Genomic DNA, 17007 nt, shown 5'->3' with positions numbered 1-17007 from the left:
TCGCCGCCCACTCACCTCCAGGAGCAGCCATGCGCAGCAGCAGTTCCCAGCCCTCCCGCCGCCGGGTCCTCGCGACCGCCCTGGGCGCGGCCGCGGCCGTGCCTCTGGTGGCGCCCGGCACGGCCGTCGCTTCTCCCCTGCCCTCGAAGCGGCGCTCGGCCGCGCTCGTCGTGCACCACGCGCGCGTGCTCACCGGCGAGGAGCACGCGCCCGTCCAGCAGGCCGTCGCCGTCGGGCGGGACGGGACGGTGCTCGCGACCGGCACCGACGCGGCGCTGAAGCGCTTCATCGGGCGGGACACCGAGGTGGTGGACGCGCGCGGGGCAACCGTCATGAGCGGCATCCACGACGGCCACGCCCATCCCCTGGGCGCGGGCGAGCGCAGCCTCCACCCCTCGCTGGACGGGACGAGCTTGACCGTCCCCCAACTCCAGGACCGGATACGGGAGTTCCTGGCCGCCGACACCGCCCACGAGCCGGACGGCTGGCTGGTCGTCGAGGACTGGAACCCGGTGGGCCTGCTTCCCGCCGGAACCGTTCCGCACCACCGGATGCTCGACGCGCTCCCCACCCGCCGCCCCATCGCCCTCATCGGCGACGACGGGCACAACGCCTGGGCCAACCAGCGCGCCCTCGACCTCGCCGGGATCACCGCCGCGACCCCCGACCCGTCCGGCGGCCACATCGTGCGCGACCCGGACGGCACACCGGGCGGACTCCTCAAGGACACCGCACAGGACCTCCTGACCAGAGTCATCCCGCCGCCCACGCAGGCCCAGCTCGTCGACGCCTGCGCCAAGGTGCTGGCGCAGGCGGCGGCGTCGGGCATCACCACGTTCATGGACGCGTCGGTGGAGACCCACCAGCTCGACACGTACGCCGCGCTCGCCGCCTCCGGACGGCTGCCGCAGCGGATCGTGCCCGCGCTCCTCATCGGCCCGGACCTGGCCAAGGACCCGGCGGGGGCGCTGCGCCACCTGCACGACCTGCGTACGCGGTACGGGCAGGTGCCCGGGCTGCGGTTCGGCACGGCCAAGGTGTTCCTGGACGGGGTGATCGAGTACCCGTCCCAGACGGCGGCGCTGCTGTCGCCGTACCTGGACGCGGACGGGAAGCCGACCGACCACCGGGGCGACCTGTACGTCTCCGCCGCCGACTACGGCCGTCTCGCGACCGTCCTCGACCGGGCCGACTGGCAGCTGCACGCGCACGCGATCGGGGACCGGGCGGTACGGACCGCGCTCGACGGGTACGAGGCGGCGGTGCGGGCGAACGGGCGGCGCGGCAACCGCCACACCGTCGCGCACCTCCAGCTGGTCGACCCCGCCGACTACCGGCGGTTCGCGCCGCTCGGGGTGGTCGCGTGCATGCAGCTCCAGTGGGCGATGCGGGACATCTGGACGATGGAGGCGCTGCTGCCGTACATCGGTGCCGCGCGGCACCGGCTGCTGTACCCCGCGCGCAGCCTGTCGCGGCACGGCGCGCTGCTGTCCGGCGGCTCCGACTGGCCCGTCGACCCGCTCCAGACCTGGAACCAGATCCGTACGGCGGTGGACCGGGAGGGGTCGGAGGCGGGCGAGGGTGCGCTGTATCCGGAGCTGGAGGGGATCTCGCGTGCGTCGTCGCTACGTATGCACACGTCCGGGACGGCGTATCAGCTCCACATGGAGCGGCTGAGTGGGCGGCTGCTGCCGGGGATGGCGGCGGATCTGGTGGTGCTTGACCGGGATGTGACGCGGGTGCCGATCGGGGAGGTGTCGGGGGTGGGGGTTCGTCTGACGCTGGTGGGGGGCCGGGTGGTCCACGAGGGCGCCTCTTCGGCCCCGGCCGCCTCTCGCTCGGCCGCTGCCCGCCCCGCCGCCCTGGCCGGGGTGCACGGCGGGCGTCATGGGGCTTGCGGCTGCGGGTGAACCTGCGGGCCGGTTGCCGCCTGCGGCGGGCGTTTTCCCCACCCCGCCCCTTCCCGAAACTTTCCGAGGGAAGTGGTCGGGTGCTGACCGTGCTGGGTTGCTCGCGCAGTTCCCCGCGCCCCTTAGTGGGCCCTTCGGGCCCTCCTAGGGGCGCGGGGCACATGACGTGTTGCGGCCGCCTATAGGGGCGCGGGGAACTGCGCGATCAGCCCCCACCGGCCCGCAGACGAAACCGCCCTAGTGGTGCGGCGGGCGCAGCTCCGCCGGGCACGCCGTGCCCCGGCGGAGGCTGTACGGGGCGGCCAACCGGTACGTGCCCGCCTTGGGGGCGAGGAGTTCCGTCCACTCATCCCCCGCCGCATCCTCCGGCGCCTTCCACAAACAGCCGTTGGGGTTGTCGTACGTCTTGGGGACGCCGTGCGCGCGACGCTTGGACGCCGCCGTCTCCTGCGGGGGCTCCACGCCCTTGCCCTTCTCGTCGACCAGTTTCAGCCACGGCGAGTACGGGATGCGGATGAGGATCCGGCCGGGGGACTTCACGATGACCGTGAGCTCGCCCTCGTCCGCGCGCTGCACGACGGCGGGCGGGTCGGCGAGCGGGGTCGGGTCGGTGACCTCGAACAGGCGCCAGTTGGGGTTGCGCCACAGCTCCTTAAGGTACGGCTGGCCGTCCTTGAGGAGCTTCGCCTCCATCTCGTCGCCCTTGCCGTCCGGCGGGCCCATGGGCAGCACCACGTAGCGGACCGCCCAGCGGTCCAGCCAGCCCCGGTAGCTCGCCGAGTTCAGCGTGTCGTCGTAGAAGAGCGGGTTGCGCTCCATGTCGGCCTGGCGGTTCCAGCCCCGGGCGAGGTTGACGTACGGGGAGAGCGCCGAGGCCTCGCGGTGGCTGGAGGCGGGCACGACCTCGACGCGGCCGCGCTCGGCGCCGACCTCCTGGAGCTGGTCGACGAGCGGCGCGAGCTCGCGCGCCCAGGACGCGGCGGGCAGGGTGCGGACGATGTCGTCGACGGCCTTGAAGCCGATCCAGAAATTCATCCCGGCGAAGGCGATGACCAGCACGTACCACTTGCGCGAGCGCGGCACCACGTACGGCAGGGCGGCCAGGAACAGCACGCCCGCGAAGAGCATCGCGAGCCGGGTGACATTGGACCCGATCTGCGAGTCGATCAGCCAGGTCAGCAGCGTGCCGACGCCGTAGACGGCGGCGCCGGTGCGGACCGTCTTCCACTCCTTGGGCACGATGACCAGCACGATCACCGCGAAGAGGAACGGCAGCGAGGTGCTGGCCAGCGACATCGGCTGGGTGCCCGAGAACGGGAACAGCCAGGCGGAGAGCGCCACGACGATGACCGGCGGCACACCGAGGGAGTACGCGCCCGGGCGGCGCCCGTTCAGGAACAGCGCGGCCGCGACCACACCGAGGAAGAGCCCGGCGACCGGGCTGCTGGCGGTCGCGAGGCCCGCCAGGGGAGCGGCGACCACGCCCTTGGCCCAGCGCTCGGTGCGCCACTTGTGCGGCCAGCAAAAGACCGCCGCGACCGCGCCGAGCGCGAACATCGTGCCGAGCCCGAAGGTGACCCGGCCCGACGTGGCGTTGCACAGGAAGGCGAAGAGCGCCGCGAAGGCACACGGCAGCGGATTCTTCACCGCCCGCACCCGCACCAGGATCAGTGTGGTCAGCGCCATGGACACGGTCCCGGCGATCATCATCGTCGTCCGGACGCCGAGCACCGACATCAGATACGGCGACACCACGCTGTACGAGACGGGGTGCATCCCGCCGTACCAGGCCAGGTTGTACGCGGACGCCGGGTGGCGGCCGACGAACTCGGCCCAGGCGTCCTGGGCCGCGAGGTCGCCGCCGCTGTTGGCGAAGAAGAGGAACCACAGGACGTGCCCGACGGCCGCGACCGCGGTCATCGACCAGACGGGATGCTTCAGCATCAGCGCACGTACCCGGCACAGCAGCCTGCGGTCCGCCTCGGGGGCGTCCTCGTCCACGCGCGTGTCCAGGCCGCTGTCGGTGCTCACGTCCCGGTCCTCGTTCGTGTCCTGTATTCGCCCCTCCGGTTCGGCGGGGCTGCTGCCGTCGGCGCGCGCGGGCGTCGGCTCAGCGGTGGTCACTGCGGCTCTCCCGCCTCACACTGTCACGTTCATGGGACGTCTCTCGCCCCGTCGCTCATAGGGACGCCGCCCCGCGTCCTCCAGTTGACCGAAGCTAGCACGAGGGCGCCACCGGAGACCGGGGCGCCCTCGTGGTCATCGGCCGACGATCAGCCCAGACGGGTGAGCTTCGAGCCGAAGCCGGGCTCGGCCAGTGCCTTCTGGAGGGCCACCGGCGCGGAGACCTGGCCGGCGCCGGAGCCCACGGTCAGCTTGCCGATCACCGTGCCCGCCTTCGCGGAGTGCGGCACCTTGGCGTCGGTCGCCGTCAGCGCGATCGTGGTCCGCAGCCCGGGCCACCCGGCGACGGTCAGGTCCTTGGTGGCGACGACCGGGGCCTTGCCGCCGAGCCCGTCGTCCACGTATCCGACGACCGTGTCCTTCTTGATCACCGTCGCCGACGTGAGGCTCTTGCGGGTGGCGATCAGCACGTCCTTGCTCACCTTGTTCACGGTGTCGAGGATCGAGACGCCCTTGTGCTGGCCGAAGACCGCGCCGACGATCGTCTGCGTGGTCCCGCCGACGTCCTTGGTCGCCGCGAAGAGCAGGTTGCCGCCCGCCTTGGTGGTGGAGCCGGTCTTGATGCCGATCGCGCCGTTGTAGGGGACGAGGGTGTTGTAGTTGCGCCACGACTTGCCGGACGGGTCGGTCCAACTCGGCTGCTTGGTGATGTCGACGAGCGCCGGGATCTTGACCAGCTCGGTGGCCAGCTTCACCTGGTCGACCGCCGTGGAGACGGTCGTGGCGTTCAGACCGGACGGGTCGGTGTACGTGGTGTTCGTCATCCCGAGCTCCTTCGCGGTGTCGTTCATCTTCTTGACGAACGCCGCCTCGGAGCCCGCGTCCCAGCGGGCAAGGAGCCGTGCCACGTTGTTCGCGGACGGAATCATGACCGCGCTCAGCGCGTCCTTCTGGGAGAGGTTCTGACCGGCCTTGATGGTGTCCACGGTCGACTCGTCACCGGTCTTGTTGTAGCCGCCCTCCTTCTCCGCGAGCTTGTCGACGGGGATGGAGGCGCCCTTGGAACCGAGCTTCATCGGGTGGTCGCGCATGATGATGTACGCGGTCATCGACTTGGTGACACTGGCGATCGGGACCGGCTTCTCCTCGCCGAACTGCCCCACCGTGCCGAGCCCCGGCACGGTGATCAGGCCCTGCCCCTCGGTGGGCCACGGCAGCTGCGGCGCCGAGCCGTCGAAGGTGTACTGGGCCGCCGAGGTCATCTTCAGCGCCGGGTCCGGCAGCGGGCGTACGAACTGTACGACCGCGAAGACCACCAGCAGCAGGATGACCAGCGGGGTCCAGATCTTGAACCGGCGGACCACGGTACGGACCGGGGTCTGCGCCGGGGGCGGCGTGTTCGTCAGCTCGGCGAGCAGATCGAGCGGCGGCTTCGGCGGCAGCGGCTGCTGCCGGGTCCGCTCGGCGGCCTCGGGCAGCGCGGGGGCGGCGTCCGGGACCTGGATGCGGGGGGAGGTCGGGGTCTTGACGAACGGGGCGGAGGCGTTGGTGGCCTTCGCCTCGCCGTCGGGCTTGGCCTCGGTGGCCTTCGCGGCGGGGCGTACGTCGTCGGAGCGCAGCGGCACGAAGGTGCTGGTCTGCTCGGAGTCCGACTCCGGCTTCCCCGCGCCCTTCCCCTTGCCGTTGTCCTTGTCCTTGGACGGCAGCCGGATGGCGGTGGTCGGCTGGTCCACGACGGGCGGGCGGACGGCCTTGAAGACGGTGGTGGGCTGGTCGACCGCGTCGTCGGTCTTGGCCCCTGCCTTGACCTCAGTCTTGCCCTCGGCCTTGTCGTCGACCTCGCTGCCGGGGGAGAGCTTCGCGCCCCAGGATGCGGCCCGTGCGGGCTTGTCGGCGTCGTCGTCTTCGGCGCCCTTGGCCGCGTCGGCGGCCTTCGGGGCGGCCGGGGACGCCTTGGGGGCGTCGGAGGTGCCCGAAGTCGGCTCGGAGGCCGTCTTGGACGCGGGGGCGGGCTTCTCGGGCTTGGGCTGGGCGTCGGGCTTCGCTTCGGCCTTGGGCTCGGCTTCGGCCTTCGGCTTGCTGTCCGACTTGCTGTCAGGCTCGGTCTCGGCGACCGGCTCGGCGTCGGACTTGCTCTCGGCGTCCGACTTCGCAGAAGCGACCGGCTCGGCGTCGGACTCGGGCTTCGGCTTCGCGTCCGCCTCGGGCTTCGCGTCCGGCTTCGGCTCGTTGCCGGGCGCGGGCACGGTCTCGCGTACGTCGTCGGGCTCGGCGGGGCCGGACTCCGACTTCACATCGGCGTCGGCGCTCGGCGTGTCGCCGTCGGCCGGGGCGTCCGCGTCCTCCGGGTCGCCGTCGGTGGCCACCCACGCCGCCACGGCCGCCCGCAGACGGGTGTCACGGGACTCGGCGTCCTCCTGGCGCGGGGCGCGGAACACGGCGGTCGCCTGGTCCACGGACGCGGAAGCGGAGGCGGAAGCCGAGCCGCCGTCCTCGGCGCGCTCAGGAGCGGACCCGTTCGCGGACTTCACCGATCCGTTCGCGGACCCGTTCGCGGAGCCATTGGCTCCGGCCTTGTCCGAAGTCGAACCGTTCGCGGAGCCGTTGGAGGACCCGTTGGCGGCCCCCTCCGTCGGGGATCCGGACGTACGGGTGGGGCCGTCCCCGGCCCCGAACACCGCTACACGCGGATCGCGTTCGCCCGGAGTCGTCTCCCCCGACGACTGCTGCTGCTTCGACCTGTCGGGGGACTCGCCCGCCACCGATGCCTCCTCCCGGCGCCCCGGGGCGCCGTCCGAACCTGTCCGAACCATCTACCAGTGTCCTGTGTGCGGGGTCGTCCCCAGTGGCTAGACGAGAACGACATACCTGTCGGTTCCCGTACTTACCGCCCAGGCGCTCTCGACAGATGAATGTGAGAGGGGTCACCCTGTCATTCATCCACGCGGGGAGGCATGGATGGGCAGGAGCCGCAGAACAATTCCGGAAGAGCTGTTGCTGCTCGCTCTGGACCCGACCACGGGTACCACAGCGCAGCCGCAGTCGCTCGACCTCGGCCTCGCCGGAGCACAGCTAGTAGAGCTGGCTCTGGCAGGACGGATAGCCCCGGACGGGGATCGTATCGCCGTGGTGATGGCACGGCCGACAGGAGATCCGACACTGGACTCCGCACTGGAACTGCTGCGCAGGCGCGGCAGTCCGGTCCGGGCCGTCCACTGGATCGGCGGGCCCCGACTGGGGCTGCGCCAGACGTATCTCTCGCATCTGGAGAGGTGCGGCATGGTTCATGCCGTGGCCGGCCAGATGTGCGGGGTGCTGCCGACGACTCGCTACCAGGCGACGGACACGGCGATCAGCCGGGAAATCAGGTCCCGGCTGGACAGTGCGATCCGCACCGGCGTACCGCCGGACCCGCGGACCGCGGCGCTTGCCGCACTGGCCCACGCGGTCGGGCTCGGCAAGCACCTCTACCCGGGCAACGAGGGGCGTTCATCCCGCTCCCGACTCCGGGACCTGATCAGGCACGACCCCATGGGCGGACTCGTGGCGCACGCCGTGATGGACGTCCAGAACGGTGTGGGCGCGGCACCGCGCCGCAACGCCAACGGCACCGGCGCCGGACCCACGGCGGGCACCCGCCCGACGGCGACGGCGACGGCACCCGGGGTGCCGATGCAGCCGCGTCGCGGCAGCATGGCCCGCGCCGTGGCCCACTAGCCCCACACCCGTACCACCGGGCACCAGAACCATCGAACGACCCGCACCACCCGCACCACCCGTACGACCCGCCGCACCGACGTCCCCCTCACGACCCGGTTCGGGAGCCGCAGCACGGGCGCGCGGGGCCGGCCATCGCCGGTCCCGCGCGCTTCGCGTCTTTCCGACGCCTACCGGTCGCTTTCGGGCGCCCACTTCCCGTCTCGGGTACTCACTCGGCGTGTTTGGGCACTCGCTCAGTGACTTCCGGCGCTCGCTTCCCGTACCGAATCGCGAGAAAGAATTCGTACCCCCGGTAGCCAATGCCCCACCGTGTGTGGCCATTTCCCAGCGGGGCCACGAACATTGGTGGCAGTCTGCTGAGCGGAAGAGCAGAGAAAAAGCGAAGTGCCGCAGCCGGAGGTGCAGTTCCCGTGGCGTCCAACGTCAATCCCACCGTCAGGCGACGCCGACTGGGCCAGGAGCTCCGTCGGCTCCGCGAGCTGAAAGGCATGACGGCCGAGGAGGTCGCCGAGCGCCTGCTGGTCTCCCAGTCGAAGATCAGCCGCCTGGAGAACGGCCGCCGTTCCATCAGCCAGCGCGACGTCCGCGATCTGTGCGGGGTGTACGAGGTCGACGACCACCGGATCGTCGACTCGCTGATGCAAATGGCCAAGGACTCCCGGCAGCAGGGCTGGTGGCACGCCTTCGGCGACATCCCGTACAGCGTCTACATCGGTCTGGAGACGGACGCGGCGAGCCTGCGCGTCTACGAGTCGCTGATCGTGCCGGGGCTGCTCCAGACCCGCGAGTACGCGCAGGCGGTGATCGAGGGCATGTGGCCCGAGGCCACCTCCATCGACGTCGACAAACGCATTCAGATCCGGCTCAAACGCCAGGACCGCCTCACCGACCCGGTGAACCCGCTGCGCTTCTGGGCGGTGATCGACGAGGCCCTGCTGCGCCGCGTCGTCGGCAACCGGCAGATCATGACCGCCCAGCTCGAACATCTCGCCCACCTCAGCGAGCAGCCGCACGTCACGCTCCAGGTGCTGCCGTACGACGCCGGGGCGCACCCGGGCATGTACGGCAAGTTCGCGATCCTGGAGTTCCATGACGCGCTCGACGCCAGCGTCGTCTATCTGGAGGGCGTCACGAGCGACCTCTATCTGGAGAAGGCGAACGACGTCCAGAGCTACACGGTCATGTACGAGCATCTGCGGGCCAAAGCGCTCAGCGCGGAGCTGTCCCGGGCGTTCATCCACGAGGTGGCCGACGGCTACCGGGATTGACGCGAAATCGGCTTGAGAGGCGTCGTCGGCCGCGAGGCGCGCACCTTACACCTACGCGGTCCCAACTAAAAAGACCTCCATGGAATATGCCGCCCGAATGGGTGAACACCCCCTGCCCCAGGTGATGTTGCGGCGTAGCGTCGCACGCACAGTCGCTGGGAACAGCGACAGGGTGCACCACACCCAGACAAACCGGCACAACCATCGGAGTTACCATGCCTGTTCAGCGTGACGCGTTCGCGGAGTGGACCAAATCGTCGTACTCCGCAGTGAACGGCGACTGCGTGGAAGTCAAGACGCAGAAGAGCCGGACGCTGTCCGTCCGCGACTCCAAGAACCCCGAGCTCGGGATTCTGGACTTCGCCCCGGAGACCTGGTCGGCCTTCGTCCTCGACATCAGCCGCCCGTAACGCAGTACGACGCACCACCAGCACGACCCGCACGACATCCAACCCGCGCAAGGCCCTCTCGACTGGTCCGCCGTCCTGGCCGAGGGGGCTGGTTGCTGTCCGGGCCCCCGCGCCTCCCCGCGCGGCCCGCTCAGCGCAACCGGTCGACGTACCGGTCGGTCCCCGGCACGGTGGGAACGAACGGCGCGACCAACTCGACGCGTCCGAGCCCCGATTCCCCGACTTCGGCCCCGAGTCCCGCGAAGTGCTCCGCCCAGACCTCCCCCGGCTCCCGCTCCAGGAACCAGAGCAGCGTGAGCCGGGTGCCGACCCCCTCGACCTGCTTGACGTACGTCATACGGTCGCCGGGCAGCGGGGTGGGCCGGAAGAGCGTCACCATCGCGGCGGGCCCGCCGGCGAGCCGCCGGGGCAGATGCCGCGACCGCAGCCACTCGGCCAACTCGCCTCGCTGCTCAGGGCTCTCGGCGTCGACGACCTCCAACACCAGCCCGGCGTAGGGGTGGTCCAGCGCGTGATAGTCGCGCGGTCCCGCCGCCCCGTCCCGGTAGACGGTCGCCTCGTGGTCCTGGAAGGCGGTGAAGACGTGCGTACGGTCCTGGTAGACGCGGCCGTCCCGGTTGAGCCGTTTGTTGATGCCGACGGTCCACTTCATGTGGTCGTCGTAGCGGCCCTCGGTGATCCAGTACGTGGAGAGATAGCACCCTGCGGTCACCGGCTGGGCGATCGCGGACTTCTCCGGGTAGCGCAGCTCCTGGAGGTCACGGGTGGCGACCCAGCGGCGGCCCGCGTACATCCAGGGCATGGCCATGGCGCCCGCGTAGTAGTGGTCGTCCTCGTACCAGCGGTTGTAGGCGTACTCGTGGCCCGGGTGCGGCTCGACCATGGTGATCAGCGCGTGCCCGGGGTGCACGCCGTAGGGCCCGACGGCCGCGAGCTCGGCGTAGGTCTCGCTCCTGGTCTCCTCGCTCACGCCACTCCCCTTCCCTCGTACTGCGGATCGACCTACTCTGACGCCCCGTCAGAAGAACTGCCAGAGCCGGGAGGCCCCAGATGTTGCTGGACGGGAAGACGGTCGTCGTGTCCGGGGTCGGCGCGGGCCTCGGGCACCAGGTCGCCGCGACCGTGGTGCGGGACGGCGGCAACGCGGTGCTCGGGGCGCGGACCGAGGCGAACCTGGTGAAGGCGGCCCACGAGATCGACCCCGAGGGCGCGCACACCGCATACCGGCCCACCGACATCACCTCCGAGGCCCAGTGCGAGGCGCTGGCGGCGCTCGCGGTGGAACGGTTCGGGCGGATCGACGCGGTGGTCCATGTGGCCGCCTGGGACAGCTACTTCGGCGGGATCGAGGACGCGGACCTCACCACCTGGCAGGCCGTCCTGGACGTCAATCTCCTCGGAACCCTGCGGATGACGAGGGCCTGCCTTCCGGCGCTGAAGGAGCGCGGCGGGTCGGTGGTGGTGATCGGCACACAGTCGGCGGTGGCGGCGCCCTCGCAGGTGCGGCAGGCGGCGTACGCGGCGTCGAAGGGCGCGCTGACCTCGGCGATGTACTCGATGGCGCACGAGTTCGGCCCGCACCGGATCCGGGTCAACACGGTGCTGCCGGGCTGGATGTGGGGGCCGCCGGTACAGGCGTACGTCCAGTTCACCGCGCACACCGAGCGGGTGCCCGAGACCGAGGTGCTCGGCCGGCTCACCGAGCGGATGGCGCTGCCGGACCTGGCGACGGACGGGGACGTGGCCGAGGCCGTGGTGTTCCTGGCCTCCGACCGGGCGAGGGCGATCACCGGGCAGTCGCTGCTGGTGAACGCGGGTGAGTTGATGAGGTAGTCGACCTTCCCCACTTCCTCGGCCGCACGGGACCCGCATCCCGTGCGGCCGTTTGCTTATTCCCCTTCATGACCCGAGTTCATGTACATAACCATCCTTACCCTTGACCGCGCCGACGAACGGGCGGTTCAATCCCTGGAAGTCCCCTCTCCCCCATGGGGCGTCGCCGATCCGGTCGTACTGAGAGAAGAGCACGCGCGTACACCTGCGTACATCCGTGTTCACAAGACAGAACTTCGGAGGGGACATGAACGGTCTCGACTGGGCCGTGCTCGTCGGCTACTTCGGCGTGATGGTCGCGATCGGCGTCTGGTCGCACAAGCGCGTGGACGACGTCTCGGACTTCTTCACGGCGGGCGGGAGGATGCCGTGGTGGCTGTCCGGCATCTCGCACCATATGTCGGGGTACAGCGCGGTGATGTTCACGGGGTATGCGGGGATCGCGTACCGGTACGGCGTGACGTCCTTCGTCACCTGGTCCTTCCCCATCGCGGTCGGCATCGGCATCGGCGCGAAGCTCTTCGCACCCCGGCTCAACCGGCTGCGCTCCAGGCTGCATGTGGCCTCACCGCTCGAATACCTCAAGAACCGCTACAACGTCCCCACGCAGCTGGCGCTCGCCTGGTCCGGGCTGCTGCTCAAGATCGTGGACGTGGGCGCGAAGTGGGCGGCCATCGCCACACTGCTCTCCGTCTTCACCGGCGTCACGATCACCCAGGGCATCCTCGTCACCGGCTGCATCACCGCCGTCTACTGCACGGTCGGCGGGCTGTGGGCGGACGCGCTGACCGAACTCGGCCAGTTCGTCATCCAGTTGTGCGCCGGGGTCGCCATGCTCGTCGCGACCATGGGCAAGCTCGGCGGGTTCAGCGCGCTGTGGACGGTGTGGGACAAGCTGCCGAGCGGGCACGCCCACCCGACGGCCGGGCCCTACACCGTCACGTTCCTGCTCGCGTTCCTGTTCATCAAGACGTTCGAGTACAACGGCGGGATGTGGAACCAGGCCCAACGTTTCATGGCCACCGACTCGGCCCGTTCCGCGACCCGTTCGGCCCGGCTCTCCGCGATCCTGTGGCTGGTCTGGCCGCTGGTCCTCTTCTTCCCCATGTGGTGCGCCCCGCTCCTGGTGCACGCGAAGAAGCCGGACGCGTCGGACTCGTACGCCCTGATGACCGAGAGCCTGCTGCCGCACGGGCTGCTCGGCCTGGTGATCGTGGGGTTCTTCTCGCACACGATGGCCATGTGCTCCTCGGACGCGAACGCGATCTCGGCGGTGTTCACGCGGGACATCGCGCCCACGCTCTCCCGGCGGGCGCGCGGCTGGGACTCACGGGCGGGGCTGCTGGCGGCGCGTATCTCGACGCTGGTGTTCCTGGGCCTGTCGATGTCGATCGCCACCCAGGTCGACTCGCCCGCGTTCAAGGACATCATCACGGTCGTCATCAAGTGGGTGGCGGGCCTGATGGGTCCGATCGCGATCCCGTTCATGCTGGGCATGCTGCGCACGTTCCGCAGGTCCGGGCCGACGGCGGCGCTGACCAGCTGGGCGGCGGGTCTGCTGGCGTTCTTCTTCGTCAACTACCACCTGGACGGCTCGGACCGTACGAGTGTGGCGCTGCAGTACCAGGTGTCGGTGCCGCTGGCGGTCTCACTGGTGCTCTACGTCCTGATCGGCCTGGTCAGGCCGGAGGACACCCCGGAGCGGGACGCGCTGCTGGCGCGGATCGACTCGGACGGGGACGGACCGGGCGGGGCGGTGGCGGTGCCGACGCAGGCGGGCGAGGCGAAGCTGCTGGACAGCTAGTAGTTCAAGCTCTTGGGTAACGAGCCAGCCAACCAGGGATGTTGACGGCCGGGCCGTGGAGAGCCGGACCCTGGGTCATTTCCATGGCGAAGTCGTCGGCGAGTTCGAGGACGGTGGAGCGGCCTTCGAGTTCGGCGAGCCAGCCGGGCGGCAGGGCGGTCTCGCCGTGCTGGGTGCCGAGGAGGGTGCCGCAGAGGGAGCCGGTGGCGTCGGAGGGGCCGTCGTGGTTGACGGCGAGGAGCAGGCCGTGGCGGATGTCCTCGCCGACCAGGGCGCAGTAGACGGCGATGGCCAGCGCCTCCTCGGCGAGACGGCCCTCGCCGAGCGTGGCGAGCAGGCCGGGGCTCGGCATGCCCTGGCGTACGGCCCCGAGCGCGTGCTTCAGGGCGTCCGTGACGGGCTGGTGGCCGGGGCGCTGGGCGAGCAGGGCGAGGGCGCGCTGGACGGCCGCGTCCAGGGACTCGCCCCGGGCGAGGCCGTGCACGATGACGGCGTACGCGCCGGCCGAGAGGTACGCGGCGGGGGCGCCGTGGGTCTGGGCGGCGCACTCGACGGCGAGCTGGAGCACGAGCTGCGGCTCCCAGCCGACGAGCAGGCCGAACGGGCCGGAACGGGTGAGGGCGGCGGGGTCGCGGGCGTCGGGGTTCTTGGGGCGGTCGAGGGTGCCCATGACGTCGTCGCCGAGCCCGACGAGGCAGGGCCGCGCCGGGTCCCTGCGGCTGTACAGCCACTCCTGCGCGGCGAGCCATCCGTTGTCCTTGCGCCGCTCGTCCGGCCCCCAGTCGCGCTGGGTGGCGGCCCAGCGGAGGTACGCGCGGTGCACGTCGGTCGGCGGATGCCAGGCGCCGGTGTCACGGCGGACCTGGGCGCGGATGAGGCCGTCGACGGTGAAGAGGGTGAGCTGGGTGGCGGCGGTTATTCGGCCTCCGGCCGGGGTTGGTGGGAGCGGTGTGGCGGGTGGTGCGGCCGACGGGTCCAGTGGGAGTGCCGGGGCCGCCGGGGTCAGGGCCGTGACGCCCTCGGGGCCGTGGTGGGCGCGTATCGCGTCCAGGGTGAGATGGGCGACGGGGGCGCCGAGCGCGTCACCGATCGCGCCGCCGAGGAGGCTGCCGCGGACTCGGCTGCGGAAGTCCTGCTGCTCGGTGCGGCCCCATATGGACGTGGCGGGTCCGGTGGCTGCTGCGCTCATGGCGCAGCACTGTAATCGACTGGGTGGGGGTCGAATAAGACCGCGAGGGTTATGCGAAGTGTCGCCCTTTGAACGAGTTTTGTCCGGGCTGCACCCCCGGCTGACCTTCTGGCCGGGTGGGGGTGCCTTCGCCATCCGGCTCGGTGGTCGTGGGCAGCTCAGGGGGCGTTCAGTCCGTGCCCACCGGATCACTCTCGCTACTGCTTCGCGATCAGCTGTGCCGCGAACTGCTCGAAGGCGACGGCGTGATGCATGGCGGCATCGCGCAGCACGGAGTACCGCACCACCTCGGCCGGCTCCGTGGTCAGCTCGATGTTCAGGAGCACGTCGTTGTCGTCGAAGTGCAGCACGGCCACGAGCCGGGAGTCGAAGATCCAGAAGTCTTCGTCTCCGAGGTGCAGGCGCTCCGCGTCGGCGCGCCACAGGTTGCGGATGTCCTCGCCCGTCGCCGCGTTGCATTGCGCGTAGTCGAGGAGGAACAGCTGTCCCGTGGTGGGCGGGTCGTCCACGATGCGCACCCTGCCGACCGTCTTGCCCTGGGCGGTCTGCGCGCGCATGTTCACCGACCACGGACTTCCGAGATCCCACGTCGCGGACCCCGTCGCCTTGAAGGCGATGTACGAGTCGTCCTCCAGGTCGGACGCGTAGCCGCGACGGGTTTCCAGCCGCCATGCCGAGTGCTCGAAGTTACGGAACAGCTCGCCGAACTCGGCCGGTTCGATGAGGTACGGCACGCGGTCCATCTCCTTCGGCCCCCATGTGATGAGCAGTTCGCGCGGCACGATCATGACCACGTCCCCGTCGCTGAAGTGCTGAAGCCGCTTCAGGTCCGCAGGGTTGGTGAGCGGCCTTCCCACGGGAAGCGCTCCTCCCATGCCCGACCTCGCGCGGCTACGCCTCCTTCTCCCCGAGTGCCCTGCGCAGCCAGTCGAGGGAGTTCTGGCCCAGTAGTTCGTCGGCGAGGCGGATCGCCGTGTCGGTGACGAGGCGGCCTCGGCTGTTGTCGATCCAGCGCTGGGCGTGCTCGTGGCCCTGGGCCCGGTACTCGATGCCCTGGAGCAGGCATTCCAGCTTGTCGGCGTCGCGGGCGCAGACCGCTTCGGGTGACTCCTTCGCCTCGTACTCGTCGACGAGGTCGCGCAGCGCCGACGCCAGCACGTCCGGCATACCGGCCGTCTGGTCGGCGGTGACCGCCCGGGGATCCGCGGCGCCCGCCGAGTACTTCTTCCCGAGGTAGTTCACGTCCCCCGTGCGGGTCTCCTGGGTGTCGTGCCAGACCGCGAGGAACGCCGCGCGGGCCGGGTCGGCCCCTTCGAGTTGCGCGATGATCGTGGCGATGAGGGCGGTCCGCCAGGAGTGCTCGGCGACGCTCTCCGGATCGCGGACGCCGGCCATCCACCATCCCGTGCGGCGGGCCTGCTTGAGCGTGCCCGCCTCGTACAGGAAGTGCGCCACCGCAGACAGGTCGTCGGCCACGTCCGTCTCCTCTCACGCCTCGGCGAGGCGGATTGCGTACCGGATGCTCTCCAGCTCTCGACGTGTACGGGCCGACAGCTCTGGGCCATCCAACATCACCGGCAGGCGGTCGCGCAGGGCGTGGAGCGCAGGTGTGCCGCGCAGCAGGGCAGGCCGGGCCGTGATCAGCGCCCACAGTGTGTGGACGTTCAGCGCGAAGAACCCGTGCCGCGGAGTGAGTCCGCGAACCAGATGGCGCATCAGTCGGTCGCCCTGCCACGGACCGAGCGCGTCGGCGATGAAGTCGTCGGACAGCTGAACGTGCGGACCCTCACCTAGCCAGTAGGCCCAGTAGTTGAGGTTCGCCGCCTCGCTCCGCTCGTTGTCGGCGAGTGTGCGGCTGATGAAGTGCTCCATGTGATCGCTGTCGCCGTGCCGGGCTGCGACAGCGGCGACAGAACGGCTGTTGAGCCAGTCCGTCAGCCAGTCGTCATGGCGCTTCGCGCGCTGCTGGTGCGCCAGCCAGTCGGCCGCATCGGACTGCCCGTCGTATCCGGCGAGATAGAGCGCCTGGCGGCGCAGGAGGAAGTCCCGTGGTTCTCTGGCCTGTTCGGCCGTCGCACGCATACGGTCGAAGAACAGGCGGCGCTCCGTCGCGGTCAGCATCGGTGCGACCGGCACCGGTCCCCGACGCGGATGCCGGGGCGGGGGCAGCCGCCGGATCGGCTCGGGAGCCACGCCGGTGAGCGGCCACGCGAGGACTTCGACGAGGTCGCGCTGCATCACCCAGGCGCCGAGCGGGTTGGCCCGAACCGTGGGCGCGTGTTCGTTGAGCGAGCTTGCCAGGAGTACGTCAGCCTCCATGGCTCGTTCAAGAGCCAACAGCAGAGCAGGCGTGGCCCCCAGACGCATAAGTCGATGGCGGTGGACGAGCATCTGGCCGACGGGCACGGCGGTCAGCGGGCGTCGGGCGGATTCCCATCCGGCGACGGTGTCGAGCGAGACGCCGAACTGCTCGGCGAAGGCTTCCTGGGTGTGGCCGAGTGACTCGCGGATCACTCGGAACACGTACCCGGAGATGACCCCACCGCGTGCGCGAAGCGCGGTTCCCTGACTGTCGGTCGTGGTTGTCGGCGGGCTGCCCTTCATGGCGTCCCCTTCTACCGAATTCCGAAGCGCTATACCCGCACTCGGGGTCACTTCTGATACTTCGCCCGGCTTCATACCGTCGTGGTGCAGCGATGACCAGGCAACTCAGCGTAGTCGGCGAGGCCCTGCCGTGAACGGCGGATCA

At 70.5% G+C, this 17007-nt stretch carries 13 protein-coding genes; 6 read left to right on the top strand and 7 right to left on the bottom strand.

The features are described from left to right. Window positions 1–29 precede the first annotated feature (29 nt). Window positions 30–1910: an amidohydrolase gene (locus BG418_RS30230; RefSeq protein ID WP_188277153.1), complete on the top strand. Its 1881-nt coding sequence runs from the start codon at window positions 30–32 to the stop codon at window positions 1908–1910. 237 nt (window positions 1911–2147) lie between these two features. Here the strand turns inward: BG418_RS30230 and BG418_RS30225 are convergent, their stop codons facing one another. Continuing rightward, window positions 2148–3854: an MFS transporter gene (locus BG418_RS30225; protein ID WP_223185674.1), complete on the bottom strand. Its 1707-nt coding sequence runs from the start codon at window positions 3852–3854 to the stop codon at window positions 2148–2150. A gap of 329 nt (window positions 3855–4183) precedes the next feature. Next, window positions 4184–6796, bottom strand: coding sequence for a D-alanyl-D-alanine carboxypeptidase (locus tag BG418_RS30220; protein ID WP_188277151.1), 2613 nt, complete (start codon window positions 6794–6796; stop codon window positions 4184–4186). Between the two features lie 196 nt (window positions 6797–6992). Here BG418_RS30220 and BG418_RS30215 point away from each other — a divergent pair, with 196 nt between their 5' ends. The 3 genes from BG418_RS30215 (at window position 6993) to BG418_RS30205 (ending at window position 9432) form a co-directional block, all read left to right on the top strand. Then, a complete protein-coding gene (locus BG418_RS30215) occupies window positions 6993–7751 on the top strand; it encodes a GPP34 family phosphoprotein (RefSeq protein WP_188277150.1) in 759 nt (252 codons plus the stop codon). 413 nt (window positions 7752–8164) lie between these two features. Further along, window positions 8165–9022 carry a Scr1 family TA system antitoxin-like transcriptional regulator gene (locus BG418_RS30210; protein ID WP_188277149.1) on the top strand — a complete coding sequence of 286 codons (858 nt, stop codon included), beginning with the start codon at window positions 8165–8167 and terminating at the stop codon, window positions 9020–9022. A 215-nt stretch (window positions 9023–9237) separates the two neighbouring features. Continuing rightward, complete coding sequence (locus BG418_RS30205) at window positions 9238–9432, top strand: DUF397 domain-containing protein (RefSeq protein WP_188277148.1); 195 nt, start codon at window positions 9238–9240, stop codon at window positions 9430–9432. Window positions 9433–9562: 130 nt separating this feature from the next. On the opposite strand, the gene BG418_RS30200 is transcribed toward BG418_RS30205, so the two are convergent. After that, complete coding sequence (locus BG418_RS30200) at window positions 9563–10402, bottom strand: hypothetical protein (protein ID WP_188277147.1); 840 nt, start codon at window positions 10400–10402, stop codon at window positions 9563–9565. 80 nt (window positions 10403–10482) lie between these two features. Between BG418_RS30200 and BG418_RS30195 the strand changes: the two genes are divergently transcribed. Both BG418_RS30195 and BG418_RS30190 read left to right on the top strand, forming a co-directional pair. Beyond that, window positions 10483–11265, top strand: coding sequence for an SDR family oxidoreductase (locus BG418_RS30195; RefSeq protein ID WP_188277146.1), 783 nt, complete (start codon window positions 10483–10485; stop codon window positions 11263–11265). Between the two features lie 247 nt (window positions 11266–11512). After that, complete coding sequence (locus BG418_RS30190; RefSeq protein ID WP_188277145.1) at window positions 11513–13069, top strand: sodium:solute symporter family protein; 1557 nt, start codon at window positions 11513–11515, stop codon at window positions 13067–13069. 4 nt (window positions 13070–13073) lie between these two features. Here the strand turns inward: BG418_RS30190 and BG418_RS30185 are convergent, their stop codons facing one another. From BG418_RS30185 to BG418_RS30170, 4 genes are all read right to left on the bottom strand, one after another. Further along, entirely contained in the window at window positions 13074–14258 is a 1185-nt protein-coding gene (locus BG418_RS30185) for an ADP-ribosylglycohydrolase family protein (protein ID WP_188277144.1), read from the bottom strand. A 197-nt stretch (window positions 14259–14455) separates the two neighbouring features. Then, window positions 14456–15115 (bottom strand): DUF6879 family protein, encoded by a 660-nt coding sequence (locus BG418_RS30180; protein WP_317453801.1) that lies wholly within the window; start codon window positions 15113–15115, stop codon window positions 14456–14458. A 34-nt stretch (window positions 15116–15149) separates the two neighbouring features. After that, window positions 15150–15734: an HD domain-containing protein gene (locus BG418_RS30175; RefSeq protein ID WP_188277142.1), complete on the bottom strand. Its 585-nt coding sequence runs from the start codon at window positions 15732–15734 to the stop codon at window positions 15150–15152. Window positions 15735–15746: 12 nt separating this feature from the next. Then, window positions 15747–16862 (bottom strand): DNA-binding transcriptional regulator, encoded by a 1116-nt coding sequence (locus BG418_RS30170; protein WP_188277141.1) that lies wholly within the window; start codon window positions 16860–16862, stop codon window positions 15747–15749. Window positions 16863–17007 lie beyond the last annotated feature (145 nt).

The organism is Streptomyces sp. CBMA152 (assembly GCF_014596475.1).
Lineage (GTDB): Bacteria > Actinomycetota > Actinomycetes > Streptomycetales > Streptomycetaceae > Streptomyces.
This window is presented reverse-complemented; position numbering and strand designations above follow the sequence as displayed.

Coding starts and splice junctions, on each gene's coding strand:
- BG418_RS30230 (WP_188277153.1), top strand. CDS start 30: ATGCGCAGCAGCAGTTCCCAGCCCTCCCGCCGCCGGGTCCTCGCGACC.
- BG418_RS30215 (WP_188277150.1), top strand. CDS start 6,993: ATGGGCAGGAGCCGCAGAACAATTCCGGAAGAGCTGTTGCTGCTCGCT.
- BG418_RS30195 (WP_188277146.1), top strand. CDS start 10,483: ATGTTGCTGGACGGGAAGACGGTCGTCGTGTCCGGGGTCGGCGCGGGC.
- BG418_RS30190 (WP_188277145.1), top strand. CDS start 11,513: ATGAACGGTCTCGACTGGGCCGTGCTCGTCGGCTACTTCGGCGTGATG.
- BG418_RS30205 (WP_188277148.1), top strand. CDS start 9,238: ATGCCTGTTCAGCGTGACGCGTTCGCGGAGTGGACCAAATCGTCGTAC.
- BG418_RS30225 (WP_223185674.1), bottom strand. CDS start 3,854: ATGCTGAAGCATCCCGTCTGGTCGATGACCGCGGTCGCGGCCGTCGGG.
- BG418_RS30170 (WP_188277141.1), bottom strand. CDS start 16,862: ATGAAGGGCAGCCCGCCGACAACCACGACCGACAGTCAGGGAACCGCG.
- BG418_RS30185 (WP_188277144.1), bottom strand. CDS start 14,258: ATGAGCGCAGCAGCCACCGGACCCGCCACGTCCATATGGGGCCGCACC.